This window comes from Curtobacterium sp. 24E2, assembly GCF_016925595.1.
Lineage (GTDB): Bacteria > Actinomycetota > Actinomycetes > Actinomycetales > Microbacteriaceae > Curtobacterium.
This window is the reverse complement of the sequence record NZ_CP068987.1, coordinates 3,412,434-3,431,001: the sequence shown is the minus strand read 5'-3', so window position 1 is coordinate 3,431,001 and position 18,568 is coordinate 3,412,434. Positions and strand designations below refer to the sequence as shown.

Annotated in this window: 13 protein-coding genes and 1 pseudogene; 2 read left to right on the top strand and 12 right to left on the bottom strand. The window is 70.5% G+C overall.

Going from position 1 to position 18,568, the window contains the following annotated elements:
• Positions 1–388: 388 nt before the first annotated feature.
• The 12 genes and pseudogenes from JN350_RS16780 to JN350_RS16730 all read right to left on the bottom strand — a co-directional run bounded on the left by JN350_RS16780 (position 389) and on the right by JN350_RS16730 (position 16,392).
• The gene (locus JN350_RS16780) at positions 389–1,243 is read right to left on the bottom strand and encodes a family 16 glycosylhydrolase (RefSeq protein WP_240347386.1); all 855 of its coding nucleotides are present in this window, start codon (positions 1,241–1,243) and stop codon (positions 389–391) included.
• Between the two features lie 436 nt (positions 1,244–1,679).
• Entirely contained in the window at positions 1,680–2,873 is a 1,194-nt protein-coding gene (locus tag JN350_RS16775) for an alpha-hydroxy acid oxidase (RefSeq protein WP_240347752.1), read from the bottom strand.
• Positions 2,874–3,001: 128 nt separating this feature from the next.
• Positions 3,002–4,477: a rhamnulokinase gene (locus tag JN350_RS16770; protein WP_205462893.1), complete on the bottom strand. Its 1,476-nt coding sequence runs from the start codon at positions 4,475–4,477 to the stop codon at positions 3,002–3,004.
• 21 nt (positions 4,478–4,498) lie between these two features.
• Positions 4,499–6,597, bottom strand: a pseudogene (locus tag JN350_RS16765) (bifunctional aldolase/short-chain dehydrogenase).
• A gap of 4 nt (positions 6,598–6,601) precedes the next feature.
• Complete coding sequence (gene rhaI / locus JN350_RS16760) at positions 6,602–7,774, bottom strand: L-rhamnose isomerase (protein ID WP_205462892.1); 1,173 nt, start codon at positions 7,772–7,774, stop codon at positions 6,602–6,604.
• Positions 7,775–8,203: 429 nt separating this feature from the next.
• Positions 8,204–9,196: an alpha-L-rhamnosidase-related protein gene (locus JN350_RS20320; RefSeq protein WP_461963236.1), complete on the bottom strand. Its 993-nt coding sequence runs from the start codon at positions 9,194–9,196 to the stop codon at positions 8,204–8,206.
• Positions 9,124–10,530, bottom strand: coding sequence for a family 78 glycoside hydrolase catalytic domain (locus tag JN350_RS16755; protein WP_275897999.1), 1,407 nt, complete (start codon positions 10,528–10,530; stop codon positions 9,124–9,126). Before JN350_RS16755 ends, JN350_RS20320 begins: the two co-directional genes overlap by 73 nt.
• Before the next feature lie 120 nt (positions 10,531–10,650).
• Positions 10,651–11,523 (bottom strand): carbohydrate ABC transporter permease, encoded by an 873-nt coding sequence (locus tag JN350_RS16750; RefSeq protein ID WP_205464498.1) that lies wholly within the window; start codon positions 11,521–11,523, stop codon positions 10,651–10,653.
• A gap of 5 nt (positions 11,524–11,528) precedes the next feature.
• A complete protein-coding gene (locus JN350_RS16745) occupies positions 11,529–12,464 on the bottom strand; it encodes a carbohydrate ABC transporter permease (protein ID WP_240347385.1) in 936 nt (311 codons plus the stop codon).
• A gap of 4 nt (positions 12,465–12,468) precedes the next feature.
• The gene (locus JN350_RS16740; protein WP_205462891.1) at positions 12,469–13,833 is read right to left on the bottom strand and encodes an ABC transporter substrate-binding protein; all 1,365 of its coding nucleotides are present in this window, start codon (positions 13,831–13,833) and stop codon (positions 12,469–12,471) included.
• 385 nt (positions 13,834–14,218) lie between these two features.
• Entirely contained in the window at positions 14,219–15,304 is a 1,086-nt protein-coding gene (locus JN350_RS16735; RefSeq protein WP_205462890.1) for a LacI family DNA-binding transcriptional regulator, read from the bottom strand.
• Between the two features lie 77 nt (positions 15,305–15,381).
• Positions 15,382–16,392 (bottom strand): LacI family DNA-binding transcriptional regulator, encoded by a 1,011-nt coding sequence (locus JN350_RS16730; RefSeq protein ID WP_205462889.1) that lies wholly within the window; start codon positions 16,390–16,392, stop codon positions 15,382–15,384.
• A 438-nt stretch (positions 16,393–16,830) separates the two neighbouring features.
• On the opposite strand from JN350_RS16730, the gene JN350_RS16725 reads away from it, so the two are divergent.
• Positions 16,831–18,186 carry an MFS transporter gene (locus tag JN350_RS16725; RefSeq protein WP_205462888.1) on the top strand — a complete coding sequence of 452 codons (1,356 nt, stop codon included), beginning with the start codon at positions 16,831–16,833 and terminating at the stop codon, positions 18,184–18,186.
• Positions 18,183–18,524 (top strand): L-rhamnose mutarotase, encoded by a 342-nt coding sequence (locus JN350_RS16720; protein WP_205462887.1) that lies wholly within the window; start codon positions 18,183–18,185, stop codon positions 18,522–18,524. The genes JN350_RS16725 and JN350_RS16720 overlap by 4 nt, the downstream gene beginning before the upstream one ends.
• The last annotated feature ends 44 nt before the right edge of the window (positions 18,525–18,568 follow it).

The following is an 18,568-nucleotide window of genomic DNA, read 5'->3' as shown; positions in this document are numbered from 1 at the left end:
AACTGCACGCGTCCGACACCGCGACGCCGTTGACCGAGGTCGCTCGCCGGTGGGTCTACCCCGCGCCGGCCGTGGCCGGATCGTGCGGGTGTCTGTGCTCGTGCCCATGTGCCCTGAGGACGGTGAGATCGGGTGCTGAACCGATCGGGTCGGAACGGTACCCGACGAGGGCCAGCTCACCACTGCGACCCTGGCGGGCCGGGATCGAGACAACACCTCTCCCGGCTCGTTCCTGGAGCCCTTCGTCGTGCGATCCGGGCGACGCGACGTGCATCCGTCCCGAGTCCGACCCCGGCATCGATGACGACGGGACAGGACCCAGTGAGCAGAAGACGTCGGGTACCCGCGAGGGACCCGACGTCTTCTGCTCACTCAGTGGGCCGAGCGCTCACTCCGTGGTGGAGACCCAGTCGATGAGCAGGTTGCCCTGGTCGCCCCAGTTGCCGACCTGGAACATGAAGCGGTGCGGGGTCGTCGGCACGTCGTGGGTGACGGTGTCGAGGACCTTGCCGTCGACGCTGTAGGTGACCGACTCTCCGGGCACCCAATCCACCGTGTAGGTGTGCCAGTCGCGCCACGAGACGCCGGTGCCGATCTGGACGCGGTCGGCTTCCTTGCCCGGGGTCATCGAGTGGTGGAAGGCCGAGGGGCTGTCCTCGAAGTTGCCCTCGGGGAAGTCGATCTCGCCGTCGGACCAGGTGCCCGACGTCGGCCACAGCATGAACGCCGCGCCGTTGCCGTCGCCACCGGTGGCCTTGGCGCGGACGGAGAACGAGCCGCCGACGTGGTCCCAGGCTCCGGCGGAGGACCCGAAGGTGCCGGCCGCTCCGGCTCCGGTGCCGAGCGCGACGTCCATGACGCCGTCGTGCACCGACACGGTTTTGCTCGGCGCGTAGATACCGGAGGTGCCGTCGGGGTAGGGCTGCCACGACTGCGGGTAGAGCCGCGAGACGAGGCCGGTGACGGCGTCGGTGGTGAAGTCCTCGACGAACGAGGCGGCGGGCGCAGCGGAGGTGTCGGCGACCTCGTCCTGCGGTTCGGCCGAGACCTCGGCTTCCGGCTCCGCGGCTTCGGTCGGGGTGGTGTCCTCGATCGGCGCGGCCTCGGCGGTCGGCGCGGGCGTCTCCGTCGGCGTCGCGTCCGACTCGTCGTCGTCCGACGGGGCCGGGGTCGCAGTGTCCGAGGGGTGGGAGTGGGGGTCACCGGGGCGTGCTGCCCGTGGCGGTGTCCGCCCCAGCCCCACCAGCTGTCGGCGGAGGCGGCGGAGGCGGTGGGGACTCCGAGTGCCAGGCAACCGGCGGTCGCTGCCGCCAGGATCGCGCGACGGCGGCTCATCGGGTGTGCCGTTCGGTGGTGGAGGTGATGGGCGTGGTGGTCGCGGGGGTCGTGCCGCGCATGGGCGTGCACGTGCTTCGGGTCGAGATGTTGGGCTCCTCGTGGTGCTCGGGCGCAGGATGCGGGGAGGGGACGGGCGCGCCAGGGGGCAGGATGCCGAGGGGTTCGGTGACGCGTCCACGGACATCTTGCATCATTTGTGCCCCGTTCGGGGGTAATCGCCCGAATCCGCGCGCGAACGCCCGGTGAACGGCGAGCACACGAGACTCGGGGTGGGCGACCGGACTCGCGGCCGAAGCCGCGGGAACCGTCGCCCACCCCGAGTCTCGGGTCAGCCCGCAGCCTCAGCCGCGCGGCACCGGCTGCAACCGCTGCAGCTGCGTCACGTGCCCGGGCTCGAGCTCGTCGAGCGACGTCACCCCGAGCAGCCGCATCGTGCGCTCGATCTGCTCCGACAGGATCTGGATCATCCGGTCGACGCCCGCCTCACCGCCCGCCATCAGCCCGTACAGGTACGCCCGGCCGACCATGGTGAACTTCGCACCGAGCGCCACGGCGGCGACGATGTCGGCGCCCGACATGATGCCGGTGTCGAGGTGCACCTCGGTGTCCATGCCGACCTCCTTCACCACGGAGGGCAGCAGGTGGAACGGCACGGGTGCCCGGTCGAGCTGGCGTCCGCCGTGGTTCGACAGCGTGATCCCGTCGACGCCCATGTCCGCCAGGCGACGGGCGTCGGCCAGGGACTGCACGCCCTTCACGACGACCTTGCCCTTCCACTGGTCGCGGATCCAGGCGAGGTCCTCGTAGGTGACGGTGGGGTCGAACATGTGGTCGAGGAGCTCCCCGACGGTGCCGGACCAGCGGTCGAGCGACGCGAACGCCAGGGGCTCGGTGGTCAGGAAGTCGAACCACCACCACGGCCGCGGGATGGCGTTCAGCACGGTCCGGGCGCTGAGCTGCGGCGGGATCGAGAAGCCGTTGCGCTTGTCCCGCAGGCGCGCGCCGGCGACGGGCACGTCCACGGTGACGAGCAGCGTGTCGAACCCGGCCTTCTCGGCGCGGGAGACCAGCGCCATCGACTTCTCGCGGTCCTTCCACATGTACAGCTGGAACCAGTTGCGGCCGTTCGGGTTGGCATCGCGGACGTCCTCGATGGCCGTGGTGCCCATGGTGGAGAGTGAGAACGGGATGCCCGCGCGTCCGGCTGCCCGGGCACCGGCACGCTCGCCCTCGGTCTGCATCATGCGCGTGAACCCGGTGGGGGCGATGCCGAACGGGTACGCGACCGGTGCACCCAACACCGAGCGCGAGGTGTCCACGGACGACACGTCGCGCAGGATCGCGGGCGTGAACTCGATGTCCTCGAACGCCTGGCGGGCGCGCGCGAGTGAGATCTCGGCCTCGGCGGCGCCCTCGGTGTAGTCGAACGCGGCCTTCGGCGTGCGGCGTGCGGCGATGTCGCGCAGGTCCCAGATCGTCAGCGCCGACTCGAGACGCTGTCGCCGACCCGGCAGCGAGGGCTTCTTGAACTGCATGAGCGGCGCGAGGTCGCGCACGGTCGGCAGTTGCCGCTTGATCGGTGTGCGCCGGGTCGACGGTGCCCCTGGGGTCGCTGCCGGAGCCCCGGTCGCGGGGTCGACTCGGTGCTGGTCGTCGATCGAGGTCATGCAGACATCCTACGTCTCGGAGCGGATTGTGGGGAGGTGTGGGAAGCCCGAGGGGTGTACCGGACGGGCTCGACGGTGCGCGCGATCGTCGCGCGGAGGGCCTCGAGTGATGCGCCGCCGAGTCCGCCGAGGCCGGCAGCCCGCGCCTGCACCAGGATGTTGCCGAGCGCCGTCGCCTCGACGGGCCCGGCCAGGACGGGCAGTCCGGTGCGGTCGGCCGTCAGCTGGCAGAGCAGCCGGTTCTGCGATCCGCCGCCGACGATGTGCACCTGTCGGACGTCTTTGCCCGTGATGGTGCTGATCGTCGCGAGTGTCTCCGCGTACGCGGCGGCCAGCGACTCGAGGATCGAGCGCACGAACTCGGCCCGCGACGCGGGCGCGCTCAGCCCGTGGTCGCCGCACCAGGCGGCGATGCGCGCGGGCATGTCGCCGGGCGCCGTGAACGACTCGTCGGCGGGGTCGAAGACGGGGACCGGGGCCGTGACGGCCGCGGCGGAGGCGAGCAGGGCCTCCAGGTCGAGCGGAGCGCCGTCACGCTCCCAGGTGCGGACGCTCTCGGACAGCAGCCACAGGCCGGACACGTTCTTCAGGAACCGGACGCGGCCGTCGACCCCGCCCTCGTTGGTGCAGTTCGCGTCGCGCGCCGCGTCCGACAGGACGGGTGCGTCGAGCTCGACGCCGACGAGCGACCAGGTGCCGGACGAGATGTACGCGAAGTCCGGGTCGGTCGCGGGGACCGCGACGACGGCGGAGGCCGTGTCGTGCGAGCCGACGAGCGTGACGGCTGCCTTCCCGCCGACGGCGTCGGCGACGGACGGCAGCAGGGGGCCGAGTCGGTCGCCCGGGTCGCGCAGGGTGGGCAGGAAGCCGGCCGGGAGGCCCGCAGCAGCCCGCAACGCCGGGTCCCATCCACGGGTCGTCGCGTTCAGGACCCCGGTCGTCGAGGCGTTCGTGCGCTCGGCCGCCTCGACACCGGTGAGCCAGTAGCCGAGCAGGTCGGGGACGAGCAGCGCCCGCTGCGCGAGCTGCAGCGACGGGTCGGCGGCGAACTGGAACACCGTGTTGAAGGGCAGGTGCTGCAGACCGTTCCGGGCGTACAGCTCGGCGGCGTCCATCCGTCGGTGCACACGGTCGACGCCGCCCTCGTGCCGCTCGTCACGGTAGTGGTACGGCAGCCCGAGCAGCCGACCGTCGCGCAGCAGGCCGTAGTCGACCGCCCACGAGTCGATGCCGATGCTGACGATCGCCGGATGCGTGGCGAACGCCTGACGGAGGCCGTCGGTCACCTGCCGGTGGAGCTCGACGACGTCCCAGTGCAGGGCCTCGCGGTCGTGCTCGTGCAGGGTCACGGAGCCGTTCGGGAACCGGGCGACGTGCTCCATCCGGACACCGTCGGTGTCGACGTGCCCGAGGATCACCCGGCCGCTGGTGGCCCCGAGGTCGACGGCGGCGACGGTACCGCTGGTGGACATGTGACTACCTCTTGTCGGACATCAGCGCAGGAACGCGGCGGCGACGCCCGCGTCGACGGGCACGTGCAACCCGGTCGTGTGCGAGAAGTCGTCGGTGCAGATGGCGTAGACGGCGTTCGCGACGTTCTCCGGCACGACCTCGCGCTTGAGGATCGTGCGCTGGGCGTAGAACGCGCCGAGGTCCTGCTCCTCGATGCCGTAGGTCTTCGCGCGGTTCGCTCCCCAGCCGCTCGCGAAGATCCCCGAGCCACGGACGACGCCGTCGGGGTTGATCCCGTTGACGCGGACGCCGTGCTCACCGAGCTCCGCCGCCAACAACCGGACCTGGTGCGCCTGGTCGGCCTTGGTCGCCGAGTACGCGATGTTGTTCGGACCGGCGAACACCGAGTTCTTCGACGAGATGTACACGATGTCGCCGCCGAGGCCCTGCTCGATGAGGACCTTCGCCGCCGCCTTGGACACCAGGAACGACCCCTTCGCCATGACGTCGTGCTGCAGGTCCCAGTCCTGTTCGGTGGTCTCGAGCAGGCTCTTGCTGAGCGACAGTCCGGCGTTGTTGACGACGAGGTCGAGGCCGCCGAAGTGCAGCAGCGTCTGCTGGACCGCTTGGTCGATCGCGCCGGCGTCCGTCACGTTCGCCGCGACGCCGATCGCCTGGTCCGGGTCACCGATCTCGGCTGCCGCTTCCTGCGCCTTCGTCAGGTCGAGGTCGGCGATGACGACCGCGGCGCCCTCGGCGGCCAGGCGCTTCGCGATCGCCTTGCCGATGCCGCTGGCGGCGCCGGTGACCAGGGCGATGCGGGTGGCGAGCTTCTTGGGGGCCGGCATCCGCTGCAGCTTCGCCTCTTCGAGGGCCCAGTACTCGATGCGGAACTTCTCGGCCTCGTCGATGGGGTCGTAGGTGCTCAGCGACTCGGCGCCGCGCATGACGTTGATCGCGTTGACGTAGAACTCCCCGGCGACGCGGGCGGTCTGGGCGTCCTTGCCGTACGAGAACATCCCGACGCCGGGCACCAGCACGATGAGCGGGTCGGCGCCGCGGATCGCCGGGCTCGTCTCGTCGGCGTGACGGTCGTAGTAGGCCTGGTAGTCCTCGCGGTACTGCTGGTGCAGCGTCCGCAGCCGCTCGATGGTGTCGTCGATGCTCGCCGAAGCGGGCAGGTCGAGGATGAGCGGCTTCACCTTGGTGCGCAGGAAGTGGTCCGGGCAGCTCGTGCCGAGCGCGGCGAGCTCCTCGGCGCGCGACGACGCCAGGAAGTCGAGCACGACGTCACTGTCGGTGAAGTGACCCACCACGGGCTTGTCGTGCCCGGCGATGCCGCGGACCGTCGGTGCGAGCGCCGCCGCACGAGCGTGGCGATCGTCGGTCGGCAGTGCTTCGAAGCCCGGTCGGACCGCACCGAACGGCTGGCCGGCGCCGTGCTCGGCGATGTACTGCTCGGCGGTGTTGATGATCCAGCGCGAGTTCGCCTCGGCTTCGTCGCTGGTGGCACCCCACGCGGTGATGCCGTGGCCGCCGAGGACCGTGCCGATCGCCTGGGGTTGTCCCGCTTGATCGCGGCGATGTCGAGCCCGAGCTGGAACCCGGGCCGGCGCCACGGCACCCACACCACCGTGTCGCCGAAGATCGTCGACGTCAGGGCTGGTCCGTCCGCCGCCGTCGCGATGGCGATGCCGGCGTCCGGGTGCAGGTGGTCGACGTGCGCGGCGTCGACCAGGGCGTGCATCGCCGTGTCGATCGACGGTGCCGCACCGCCCTTGCCGTGCAGCGTGTAGTCGAACGCGGCGACCATCTCGTCCTCGCGCTCCACCCCCGGGCCTGTGTCTGATGCGTACATGTCCCGGAGTGCACGGACGCGGTCGACGCGCAGGACTGCGAGGCCCGCCGGGGTGAGGGTGCCGAGGTCGCCGCCGGAGCCCTTCACCCAGAGCAGCTCCACCGGCTCGCCCGTGACCGGGTCGGTGTCGGTGCCCTTCGCCGAGGTGTTCCCGCCGGCGTAGTTCGTGATCCGCGGATCCGAGCCGAGCGCGTTCGAGCGCGCGATGAGGGCACTGATCGTGGTGTCTGCGTCGGTGCCGTGCGTTGCGGGGTTCACCCGAGCCTCCAGTGTGTGTGCCATGTGTCTACGCGCCCCAACCGGCCTGGACGCCGCCGACGCGGTCCTCGGCGATGGACTGCTGGTACCCGGAGTCCAGGTACGCCCGCATCGGGTTCGCCGGCAGGCCGCGGGATTCGCGCCACGCGGCGAGGTCCGCCCGGACGTCGGTCTGGTACGCGTCCATGAAGACCTCGTTCGCGCCGAGGACGTCGTGGGCCTCCTGTGCTGCCGTCAGTGCCACGCGGTCGAGGAGCAGCGCCCGGGCCGTCATCTCCTGCACGTTCAGCACCGAGCGGATCTGACCGGGGATCTTGTCCTCGATGTTGTGGCACTGGTCGAGCATGAACGCGACGTCGTGGTTGTCGTAGCCGCCGCCGCGGATGACCTCGACCAGGATGCGGAACAGCTGGAACGGGTCCGCTGCGCCCACGATCAGGTCGTCGTCGGCGTAGAAGCGGGAGTTGAAGTCGAAGCTGCCGAGCTTGCCGAGGCGCAGGAGCTGCATCACGATGAACTCGATGTTCGTGCCGGGGGCGTGGTGGCCGGTGTCGAGGCAGACCATCGCCTTGTCGCCGAGTGCCGCCGTCTGCACGTAGCTCGTCCCCCAGTCCGGCACGTCGGTGTGGTAGAACGACGGCTCGAAGAACTTGTACTCGAGCACCAGGCGCTGGTCGGCTCCGAGCCGGTCGTAGATCGTGCTGAGCGACTCGTGCAGGCGGTCCTGGCGCTCGCGCATGTCGGCCTGGCCGGGGTAGTTCGACCCCTCGGCGAGCCAGATCTTCAGGTCGCGGCTGCCGGTGGCGTCCATCACGTCGATGCAGCGCAGGTGGTGGTCGATCGCCTTCTGCCGGATGCTCGCGTCAGTGTGGGTGAGGGCACCGAACTTGTAGTCGTCGTCCTGGAACGTGTTCGAGTTGATCGTCCCGAGCGCGACGCCGTGCTCTTCGGCGTGCCGCTTGAGGTCGCTGAAGTCGTCGACGAGATCCCACGGGATGTGCAGCGCCACGGTCGGCGCGAGGCCGGTGTACCGGTGCACCTGGGCAGCGTCGGCGATCTTCTCGTACGGGTCGCGCGGGGTGCCGGGCGTGCTGAACACCTTGAAGCGGGTGCCGGAGTTGCCGAAGGCCCAGCTGGGCAGCTCGATCTGCTGTCGTGCGAGCTGGTCGGCGATGCCGGCGAAGGTCGGGGTCGATGTCATCGTGTACTTCCTCGTGTGCGATTGAATCGTTTCATACAGTACGGGTAGCGGCGGGCTGCCGCAACCGTGTGGGGTGTGTGGCGTCGCGCACCCCGTTGCGGTCTTCGCGCCCCGGAGAGTCGGGGCGCGATGCGCGCACGGGGGCGCGATGCGGGGCGGGCGCGGGGCGATGCGCGCACGGGGGCGCGATGCGGGGCGAGCGCGGGACGAGCGCAGGGTAAGCGCAGGGTAAGCGCGGGACGAGCGGGTTGCTCGCGGAGCGAGGGGGCGGACTGCGGTTGCGGGCTGCGCGCCCCGTTGCGGCCTTCGCGCCCCGAAGAGTCGGGGTGCGAAGACCGCCCGGGGGCGCGACGCCGGGCGGACGCCGTCAGGCGTCCCGCGCGCCCACCGTGACCGCCCCATCTTCCGCCCCGCAGGTCCGCAGGCCCGCTACGCCGCCGGCACCGCAGCCGGCGCGCGCAGCTCGTGCGAGCCGGCGCCGAGCCGCTGCTCCGCAGCACCCGGCAGGCGCACCACTGCGGTGACGCCTTCCGGCACCTGTGCACGGACGAGGAGCTCGCCGTCGACGAGCTCCCACCGCACCGCGATGTGCCCGTGCACGGAGTCGAGCGACGTCGACGCCCACGTCAGGCCGCCGCCCGGCTGGGGCGCGATGAGCACGGAGGCGTACCCCGGTTCGAGCGCCGACAGGCCGCCCACCACCCGGTGCATCCAGTCCGCCACGGCACCGAGCGCGTAGTGGTTGAACGAGGTCATCTCACCCGGGTTGATGGTGCCGTCCGGCAGCATCGAGTCCCAACGTTCCCAGACCGTCGTCGCACCCATCGTCACCGGGTACAGCCACGACGGGCACTCCGTCTGCAGCAGCAGCCGGTAGGCGTCGTCGAGGTGGCCGGTCTGCGTCAGCGCGTCGGTGATGAACGGCGTACCCGCGAAGCCCGTCGAGATCCGGTACCCGGACTGCTCGGCCAGCTCCGCCAGGCGGTCGCCCGCACGGCGCTCGTCGTCCTCGTCGAGGATGCCGAACACGATCGCGAGCGCGTAGACGGTCGTGCAGTCGGAGCGGATCCGACCGTCCGTCACGTAGTGCTCGGTGAAGGCGGCCTGGAGGCCCGTGGCCAGCTCCTCGGCTTCCGTCGCTTCCGCCTCGTGGCCCGTCAACCGCGCCGCCTGCGCCACCAGGGTCGCGCTGCGGTACGCGCACGCCGTCGCGACGACGCCGGGGTCGGCCTTCGCCTTGGCGGCGTCCTCCGGCGGGGCGTCCGGGTCGAGCCAGTCGCCGAACTGGAAGACGGTGTCCCACAGGCCCTCCGGTGACAGGCGGCCCTCGATGCGGCGGAGGTGCGCCGTCATCGAGTCGAGCTGCTCCTCGAGCACCGCGGTGTCGCCGTACGCCTGGTACAGGGTCCACGGCACCCACACGCCGGCGTCCGACCAGATGGCGGTGGCATCGGGGGTGCCGAAGTCCTCGGCGGGGAGTACTTGAGCACGTCCGGCACCACGAACGGGATGACCCCGTCGGCGTGCTGCTGCTCGAGCCACACGTCGCGGAGCCAGTCGCCCAGGAACGCGCGGGTGTCGAACAGGTAGGACGCCGTCGGCGCGAACGCCGCGATGTCGCCCGTCCAACCGAGGCGCTCGTCGCGCTGCGGGCAGTCCGTCGGGACGCTCAGGAAGTTGCCCTGCATGCCCCGGACGACGTTGTCGTGGAACGTGTTGAGCAGCTCGTGGCTGGACTCGAACGTGCCCGTCCGGGTCAGGTCGGAGCCGACCTGCACCGCGGTGACGGCCGAACGGAGTTCGTCGAGCGTGCCGGTCCACCCGTCGACCTGGGCGTACCGGAAGCCGTGGAAGGTGAAGCGGGGCTCGAACACGTCCGGGGTGCCGGAACCGTCCGCGCCGCTGCCGCTCAGGGTGAAGTGGTCCGTCGCCTTCGCGGTGCGCAGCGGGCGGGTGCCGAGCTCGTCGTGTTCGAGCACCTCGGCGTGCTTGAGGGTCAGGACGGTGCCGGCCGGTCCGCTGGCGGTCACACGGAGCCAGCCGACCAGGTTCACGCCGAAGTCGATCAGCGTCGCGCCGGACGGGCTCGTCCAGACCTCGACGGGGGCGATCTCGGCGAGGGGCCGGACCGGCGGCACGGTGTCGGCGACGAGTTCGCGCTCGCCGATGTCGACGGTGCGTACGGCGCTGGTGCGTCCCTCGTGGCCGTCGACGCTCGGCGTGGTGACCTCGCCGGGCGTCAGGAAGGAGCCGTCGCGGAGCCGTGCGTCGATGTCCTCGCCGTCGTACAGCTGGTCGGCGGTGATCGCGCTGGACAGGGCCTGCCAGTCCGTGTCGGTGGCGACGAGCTGTTCGTGGTCGTCGGCGAACGTGATGCGGAGCTCGGCGAACCCGGCGGGCTCGTCGGCGTACCAGCCGCCGCCACCGCCCCAGGCGAGCCGACCGGCGGCCCAGCCCTTGCCGAGCACGAGGGCGAGCACGGCGGCGCTGCCCGCGGCCGTCTCGGCCAGGTGCGCCGTGACGTCGTGCGAGACGACGCGGATGCGCCACTCGTAGCTCGTCCACCCCGGTTCGAGCAGGTGGTCGGAGACGCGTTCGCCACCGAGCCACGCCTCGACGACGCCGAGGGCGCTGACGTCGAGGGTCGCGCTCGTGACGGCGCCGTGGCCGTCGTCGAGGGTGAACTCACGGCGCAGGATCGGTGCGCTCCCGAGGTCGGCGTCGCTCGTGATGAACGGTGCGGTCCAGGCGGTCATGGGGTGTGTCCTTTCACGCGACCGGTCGTCGTCGACCGGAGCGGGGTCATGGGCCCGGCCGCCCGCCCGGGTGGGCGGTGCGGCGGAGGCGGGTCGCGCCTCCAGGCCGGGGGTCGGGCGTCAGCCCTTGACGGCGCCGCTGGTCATGCCGGCGACGATCTGGCGGTTGAAGAAGATGTAGAGGATCAGCGGCGGGATCGTGATGAGCAGGACGTCGGTGAACAGCAGGTTGAGCTGGCTGACCGACTGGCTCTGGAACGAGTAGAGCGTCTGCTGCACCGTGGCGTTCTCGGACCCCGGCAGGAAGTACAGCGGGTTCGTGAAGTCGTTGAACACCGTGACGGACTGCACGAGCACGACCGTGATGATGACCGGCTTGAGCAGCGGCAGCACGACGCCGAAGAACAGGCGGATCGGTCCGGCACCGTCGAGGACGGCTGCCTCGTCGAGCTCCTTCGGGATCGTCGCCACGAACGCGCGGAAGAGCAGGATGCAGAACGACAGGCCGAAGGTCGCCTCGATGAGGATCATCCCGCCCATGGTCTTGAACAGGTTGAGTCCCTGCAACACCCAGATCGTCGGGACGATCGCGGGCGGGACGATGAGGCCCGCCAAGACGAAGAAGTTGATCACGCCGTTCCACTTGCTCGGACGACGCTGCAGCACGTACCCGACCATCGCGGAGAACACGACCATCACGATCACGCTGCCCACGGTCAGGACCGCACTGTTCAGGAACGCGCGGACGATCACACCGTCGCCGGACCCGAACACGGCCTGCAGGTTCTGCCAGAGCTGCCACTCGGTCGGCAGGCTGAAGCCGAGCTGGTTCGCCTCGGCCGGGTTCTTCGCGGCCTGCAGCAGGACGAAGACGAACGGCACCAGGAAGACCACGAAGCTGACGACGATGGCGATCGAGCCGATGATCCACCGTCGGGCCCGGCCCGGGTGGCGTCCGCGGGGAGCGGCCGGGGTGGGTCGCTGGTCGACGATGGCGGTCACAGGTCCGCCTCCTTGCGGTTGAGGAGCCACGAGATCGGGACCATGATCGCTGTCACGACCACGAACAGGACCACGTTGCCGGCGGTCGACAGGCCGTAGAACCCGGCCTGGTACTGCTTGTAGATGACGCTCGCGATGACGTCACTGGTGAACCCTGGCCCACCGCCGGTCATCGCCCAGATCAGGTCGAAGGACCGCAGCCCGCCGATCAGCGACAGGATGATGACGGTGCCCATCGCGGGACGCGACAGCGGCAGGGTGATGTTCCGGAAGATCGACCACGCGCTCGCGCCGTCGACCCGTGCGGCCTCGAAGTACTCCTGCGGGATCGCCACGATGCCGGCGATGAAGATGAGCGTCGCGATGCCGACACCCTTCCAGACGTCCACCGCGGCGACGCTCCACAGGGCGAGGGCCGGGTCGGTCAGCCACCCCGGTGTGGGGAGGCCGACCGAGCCGAGGACTCCGTTGATGATCCCGTGGAACGGGTCCATCAGGGCCTTGAACGTGATGCCGATGCCGATCGTCGACACCAGCACCGGGAAGAACACGACTGCCCGCAGGTAGCCGCGCCCCAGCACGGGCGACGTGAGGAGCAGGGCGAGAGCGAGTCCGATGACCACCTTCGCCGCGCTCGTCACGAAGCCGTACTGGAACGTGTGCACGAACCCGGAGACGAGCTGCGGGTCCTGGAAGAACCGGACGAAGTTGTCGAAACCGATGAAGGTCTGGTCGAACAGCGTCCAGCGGGTGAGGGAGAAGTAGAACCCGGCGAAGGTGGGGACCGCGAAGAACACGACGTACAGCGCGATCGCGGGGATGAAGAACCACGCGGGGTAGAACGAGCGCATCCGCTTGCGCGCGGGACCGGACCCGCCGGAACCCGCTCGGGTCTTCGCCGGCTCGAGTGCCGTCGTGAGTGTCGCGGTCACCGTGTCACCAGCCCTTGATGCCGAGCTGCTGCGCCTGCTGGACGACGTCGTCGTCGTACTGGTCAGCACCCTTGGCCGCGTTGGTGATGCCGGAGCCGACCTGCACGCAGATCTTCTCGAGGTTCGGGCCCTTGATCGGGGACAGGAACTCGAGTGCCGGGCTCGCCTTGCCGTCGTCCAGGTACTTCTGCAGGTCGTCGATCATCGGGGGCACGTCGTCCGGCAGCGAGCAGGTCGAGATGACGTACGGGCCACCGGGCGTTCCGGTGTCGTTCTGCACCTTGCAGCCGTCGGCCGAGTTCGCGAAGGCGATGAACTTCTTCGCCGCGGCGAGCTCGTCGCCCTCGGTGGTCTTCGGGATGTACAGGCCGTTCGGCTCCCAGATGGTCAGGTTCGTGTCGTCGGCGTCCTCGGCCGGCAGCGCGAACGCTCCGATGTCCTCGACCGCGTCGGGGCTGTCCTGCTGCAGGGTCGAGATCGCGTTCGTCAGCATCGGGTACTGCGCCCCGGTGCCGTCGGCGAGCATCTTCAGGCCGTTCGCCTGCGTGGCCGAGGCGTAGTCCTCGTTGTAGAGGTCCTTGTCCTTGCCCTCGGCGAGGTGGTCGAAGCCGGCGAGTGCAGGCTCCTTGGCGTAGGACTCCTTGTTGGCGGTGTAGTTCTCCGCCCAGTCCTTCTGCTGCGCCGTGATGTTGGCGAAGTCGCCGAGCACGAACAGCTGGCTGGTCCAGGTGTCGCCGTACGTCTGGATGATCGGGGCGACCTTGCCGGCGTCCTTGATCTTCTCGCTGTTGCTGATGAACTCGTCCCACGTGGTGGGGACACTGAGTCCGAGGTCCGCGTAGACCTTCTTGTTGTACATGACGCCGCCGCCGAAGCTCGTGCCGAACGGGGCGCCGTAGACGCCCTTGTCGGTGCTGACGACCTTGGTGAACTGCTCGTCGACGTCCTTGGTCCAGCTCTCGTCGGACAGGTCCACCAGGGTGTTGTCCGGGTTGAGGGCCTGCATGAGCGAACCGGAGTTGTAGTTGAAGACGTCGGCCATCTCGCCGGTCGACAACTGGGTCTTCACCAGGTTGTCGCCGTCGGTGCCCTGGGGACGGGTGTCGAACTTGACCGTGATGTCCGGGTTGGCCTTCTCGAACGCCTCGATGAGCGGCTTCGCGGTGGCTGCGGTCGCGGGTGAGTTGTCGGCCTGGTAGGTGATCTGCACCTTGCCGCCGCCTTCGTCGGCAGAACCGCCGGACGAACACGCCGCGAGCCCGCCGATCAGGACCGTGGCGCCGCCGATGGCGACGAGACGTTTGACGACGGCGCGCGTGGTGAGCGTCCTCGTGGTGAGCGTCCTCGTGGTCAGGGAACGAGCTGACATTCCTTACCTCCTCGTAAGGCCCGGGGCGGGGTACCCCGGGTGAAACGGACCCGGATCCCGCGTCGTCGTGGGCTCCGGTTGCTGCTGTTTAGAACGTTTCAATCAGGATGGAACCACGTCGATTGAAGCGTGTCAATCGCTGTGCCGTTTTCGTTACGGGAACGCGCATGCCGGGGACGCGCGGTCCGAGACCCGGCCCTGCCCCGCCCTGCCCCGCCCTGCCCGCAGCCCGCAAAAGCGACACTGTGCCGCGAACTGTTCGCGTGGATCTGTCGCTTCGCCGGACCGGACGGCGTCCCGTGCCGCAGGACTGTCGCTTTCGGGCGTGCGGGTGCTCAGGCGTGCGGGCGCACACCGCGAGACTCGGGGCGACCGACTCGGGCGCTCAGGCCTCGGTACGGCGCGGGTCGCTCGGCGCCGTGGCCCGCGCTGCTGCCGCATCGGCGCGGCCGAGCGTGCTCTCGCGGGGGACGAGCTCGCTGCCGAGCACCACGGTGCGGTGGACGTGCATCGGGTCGGTGAGTTCCTCGAGCAGCAGTTCGACCGCCGCCGCGCCCATCTCCGCACCGTGCATGGTCACCGACGTCAGCGGCACCGCGCCGCCCCATGCCACTGAGTTGTGGTCGCACCCCGACACCGGGATGTCCTCCGGTACGCGGATGCCGGCGGCGCGGAGCTCGGAGACGACCGCCATCGCGAGCAGGTCGGTGACGCCCAGGACGCCGTCGGGCCGCTCGGCGAGCGGCATCGCGGCGATGCGCGCACCGGCGTCGGTGCCGCCGGGCGGGTCGATGTCACCGGCGTCGATGTCGATGAGTTCCACCCCTGGGTGACCTGCGATCGCCCGGAGGACCCCGGCTCGGCGGAGCGACACCGGCTGCAGCTCGGCGCGCGCGCTCACGAAGCCGATGCGTCGGCACCCACAGGCGATCAGGTGCTCCGTGGCGAGGAAGGCCGCCTGCTCGTTGTCGACGACGACGGAGCAAGCGTCGACCGTCGCCGGTGCGAAGTTCACGTAGACGACCGGCCGACCGTGCCGGCGGGTGAGCTCGACCTGATCGCGCGACTCGGTCATCGAGGCGAGCAGGATGCCGGACACCCGAGCGCTCTCGAGGTACGCGAGGTGTTCGCCCTGCGCCTGCAGATCGTCCTCGCTGCTCGCGATGAGGAGCGTGAACCCGCGTTTCCGGGCCGCGAGCTGCGCACCGTTGACCATGTCGCTGAACAGCGAGTTCCGGAGCGACATCACGACGAGCCCGATCGAACGGCTGCTGCCGGATGCCAGCACCCGGGCGTTGCGGTTCGGCGTGTACCCGAGTTCGGCGATCGCGTCGTGCACGCGTGCGGCCGTGGACTCGGCGACCCGCTCGGGGTGGTTCAGCACGTTCGACACCGTCGCCAGCGAGACGCCGGCGCGAGCTGCGACGTGGTGCACGCTCGGCGGGCCGTCGCGCCGGGGGACATGCACCATGCTCCGATCGTAGGCCGCAGCGGCGGCCGGTCCGTGCCGCAGGGCCGGGCAGGGTGGCGGGAGGCGCGAAGGCTCGGCTACGCGTCGGCGACGGAGGACTGCCGGACCACGAGCTCCGGCGTGAACTCGACGTGCTCCAGGTCGATGCCCTGCCCGAGCTCGACCTGCTTCGTCAACAGCTCGATCGCCTGGCGCCCGAGGTCCTGGGCGGGCTGGCGCACCGAGGTCAACGGGACGACGGCTGCCTCGGCGAAGGCGATGTCGTCGTAGCCCACGATCGCGATCTCGTCCGGCACCGCGATCGTGCCGCGCATGATGAACGCCTGTTCGAGGCCGACCGCGAGCAGGTCGTTCGCCGCGAACACCGCGTCCGGCCGCTCGGCACGAGGGCGTGCCTGGAGTTCCTCGCCGATGCGACGCCCTTCGAGCACCGACAGCGACGCGGTCGGCAGGACCTCGAGCCCGATGCCCGCTACCTGAGCCGCCGACAGTGCCCCGGCATGCCGGTCGGCCACCTGGCGGATGGTGGACGGGCCGCCGACGAAGGCGATCCGCGTCCGCCCGATGGCCGCGAGGTGCTCGACCGCGATGCGACCGCCCGCGACGTCGTCCACCGACACCGAGGCGAAGTGCTCGTCGTCGGCGCGGCGGTCGACGAGCACGACGGCGGTGCCCTGGTCGCGCAGGCGGGCGAGGCGGGACAGGTCGTCACCGGCGGGGGAGATGAGCAGGCCGGCGACCCGGCGTTCCTCGAACAGGTCGACGTACGTGCGCTCGCGGTCGGTGGACTCGTCGGAGTTGCCGATCAGGACCGCCAGGCCCTTGTCCATCGCAGCGTCTTCGGCACCGCGCGCGACGTCGGTGAAGAACGGGTTGCCGCCGTCGAGCACGATCAGGCCGACGGTGGAGCTGCGGCCGGCCCGGAGCTGGCGTGCGGAGTCGTTGCGGACGAACCCGAGCGTGGCGATGGCCGACTGCACCCGGTCGACCGTGGTCGGGGCCACCTTGTCGGGGCGGTTCAGGACGTTCGACACCGTGCCCAAGGACACGCCGGCGAGCGCTGCCACCTCTCGCACACTGACCGCCATGTGGCCATCCTGGCATCGCACCTGCGCTTCGGGGTGGTGCGCGCCGTGATCTGTGGAAAACGGCGGACGGGAGGCGCGCTGCGGGCTGGACCCGGGCCTCCCGTCCGGTGGGGCGCAGGTCCACCGCACGGTGCGAGATCGTGGGTGCGGCCGCGCCCGTGCGCCCTCGTCCCCGGCGTCGCACCGTGCGTGCTGCGCCGACGCGTGCGAGGTTGCCCGCTCGGTGCGCGCTTGCAGCGCCGCACGGAGCGTGCAACCTCGCACCGAGTGAGCGACCGCGCACCGTGCGGACGCGGGCGCGCCGCACGCGGACGCGGGCCCGCACCGCTCGGCGCGGACTCGGACGCACGGGCGGACTTGCCAATGCCCGCCGGAGCGCACTATCGTCTCGCTGTCCCGTTGAAACGATTCACTAACGAACACGCGAACGGAGGACCAATGGCGGTCCGAATCGGAGCCCGGAGCACCACGGGCTGGAAGGCGACCGTCTCGGTCGCCATGTCGAACTACATCGAGTCGGGGTCGATCATCGCGATCGCCACGAGCCTCAGCCTGTGGCAAGCGCAGTTCCACGTCGGCAACCTCGAGGTCGGCCTGCTGGCGAGCCTGTCCGCGAACGCGTTCGGCGCGGCCGCCGGCGCCATCATCGGCGGACCGCTGTGCGACCGCTACGGCCGGAAGTTCATCTACACCTACGACTTGCTGCTGTACATGCTCGGCATCCTGCTCGCGGTCTTCGCCGGCAGCTACGGCATGCTGTTGGTCGGCTTCATCCTGACCGGCATCGCGGTCGGCGCCGGGGTGCCGGCGAGCTGGACCTACATCGCCGAGCAGGCGCCACCGGACAAGCGCGCCGCCCACGTCGGCACCGCGCAGCTCGCCTGGTCGATCGGCCCGATGGTCGGCTTCGCGCTGGCCATCGCCGCCGCGCCCCTCGGACTGCTCGGCAGCCGGCTCATCTTCGCGCACCTGTTCGTCGTCGCCGCCGTCGTCTGGTGGCTCCGCCGCGGGCTGCCGGAGTCGGCGATCTGGAAGGACGAGCGCGCCGCGACCGGCACCGCGAACTTCTTCCACGGGATCACCCAGCTGTTCAGCCGACGCCGGAACCTGACCGCGATGCTGTTCCTGTTCGGCGTCTACGCGCTCTGGAACACCGTCGCCGGGCAGGCCGGCATCTTCCAGCCGCGGGTGTACTCGGCCACCGGGGTCACGAGCGTCACCGAGCAGTACGGCCTGCAGATCCTGGTGTGGGGCTGCACCGTCGCCGCGACCTACTTCGGCTTCATGCGCTACGGCGACCGGGTCAGTCGACGGTTGCTCTTCGCCCTCGGCGCGGTGCTCGCGATCGTCGCCTGGGCCGTCCTGATCTACGCTCCCGCGAACCTCGGCACGCTGCTGTTCTTCGCCGTGGCGTGGGGCATCTCGTCGGGCATCGGCGCGCAGGCGTTCTACGGCCTCTGGACGAGCGAGCTCTTCGCCACCCGGTACCGGGCCAGTGCGCAGGGTGTGCTCTTCCTCGCCGCGCGGGTCATGGTCGGTCTGCTGAGCATCTGGTTCCCGCTGCTGCTGTCGGACATCGGACTCCGTGCACTCGGCGGACTCATCCTGGGGCTCCTCGCGATGTCGTTCCTGGTCGGGACCATCTGGGCGCCACGCACACAGGGCAAGACGCTCGAGGCGATCGAGGCCGAGCGGTACGGCACCGTGACCACCGTCACCGGCACCGTGCGCACCGCCGACGAGCGCGCCGTGCGGGACGCCGAGCAGCGTCGCCGCGCCGAGGCCGACCGGTGACCCGCGTCTGTTTCCGGCTGCAGGTGCAGGCCGAGCACCTGGACGCCTACCGCGAGCGGCACGCCGCGGTCTGGCCGGCGATGCTCCGGGCGATCGCGTCGGCGGGGCGGCGGAACTACTCCCTGTTCCTCGACGACGACGGCCTGCTGATCGGCTACTACGAGACCGACTCGGTGGCCGATGCCGACGCGTCGCTCGCGGCCTCCGAGGTCGCGGCCGCGTGGGAGGCGCACATGCAGGACCTGTTCGACGGCGCCACGGGCCGGGCGGACCAGACTGCGCGGGTGCTGCCCGAGGTGTTCAACCTGGAGGACCAGCTGGCCGCCGCCGCAGAGTGAGCCCCGCGCGGACACGAAGCGCTGGACACCTCGGACGGGGAGTC

Bases quoted from the DNA above. Each gene is read 5' to 3' on its own strand.
- JN350_RS16775 (WP_240347752.1), bottom strand. From the start codon at position 2,873: ATGCAGTTCAAGAAGCCCTCGCTGCCGGGTCGGCGACAGCGTCTCGAG.
- JN350_RS16770 (WP_205462893.1), bottom strand. From the start codon at position 4,477: ATGTCCACCAGCGGTACCGTCGCCGCCGTCGACCTCGGGGCCACCAGC.
- rhaI (WP_205462892.1), bottom strand. From the start codon at position 7,774: ATGACATCGACCCCGACCTTCGCCGGCATCGCCGACCAGCTCGCACGA.
- JN350_RS16755 (WP_275897999.1), bottom strand. From the start codon at position 10,530: ATGACCGCCTGGACCGCACCGTTCATCACGAGCGACGCCGACCTCGGG.
- JN350_RS16740 (WP_205462891.1), bottom strand. From the start codon at position 13,833: ATGTCAGCTCGTTCCCTGACCACGAGGACGCTCACCACGAGGACGCTC.
- JN350_RS16735 (WP_205462890.1), bottom strand. From the start codon at position 15,304: ATGGTGCATGTCCCCCGGCGCGACGGCCCGCCGAGCGTGCACCACGTC.
- JN350_RS16730 (WP_205462889.1), bottom strand. From the start codon at position 16,392: ATGGCGGTCAGTGTGCGAGAGGTGGCAGCGCTCGCCGGCGTGTCCTTG.
- JN350_RS16725 (WP_205462888.1), top strand. From the start codon at position 16,831: ATGGCGGTCCGAATCGGAGCCCGGAGCACCACGGGCTGGAAGGCGACC.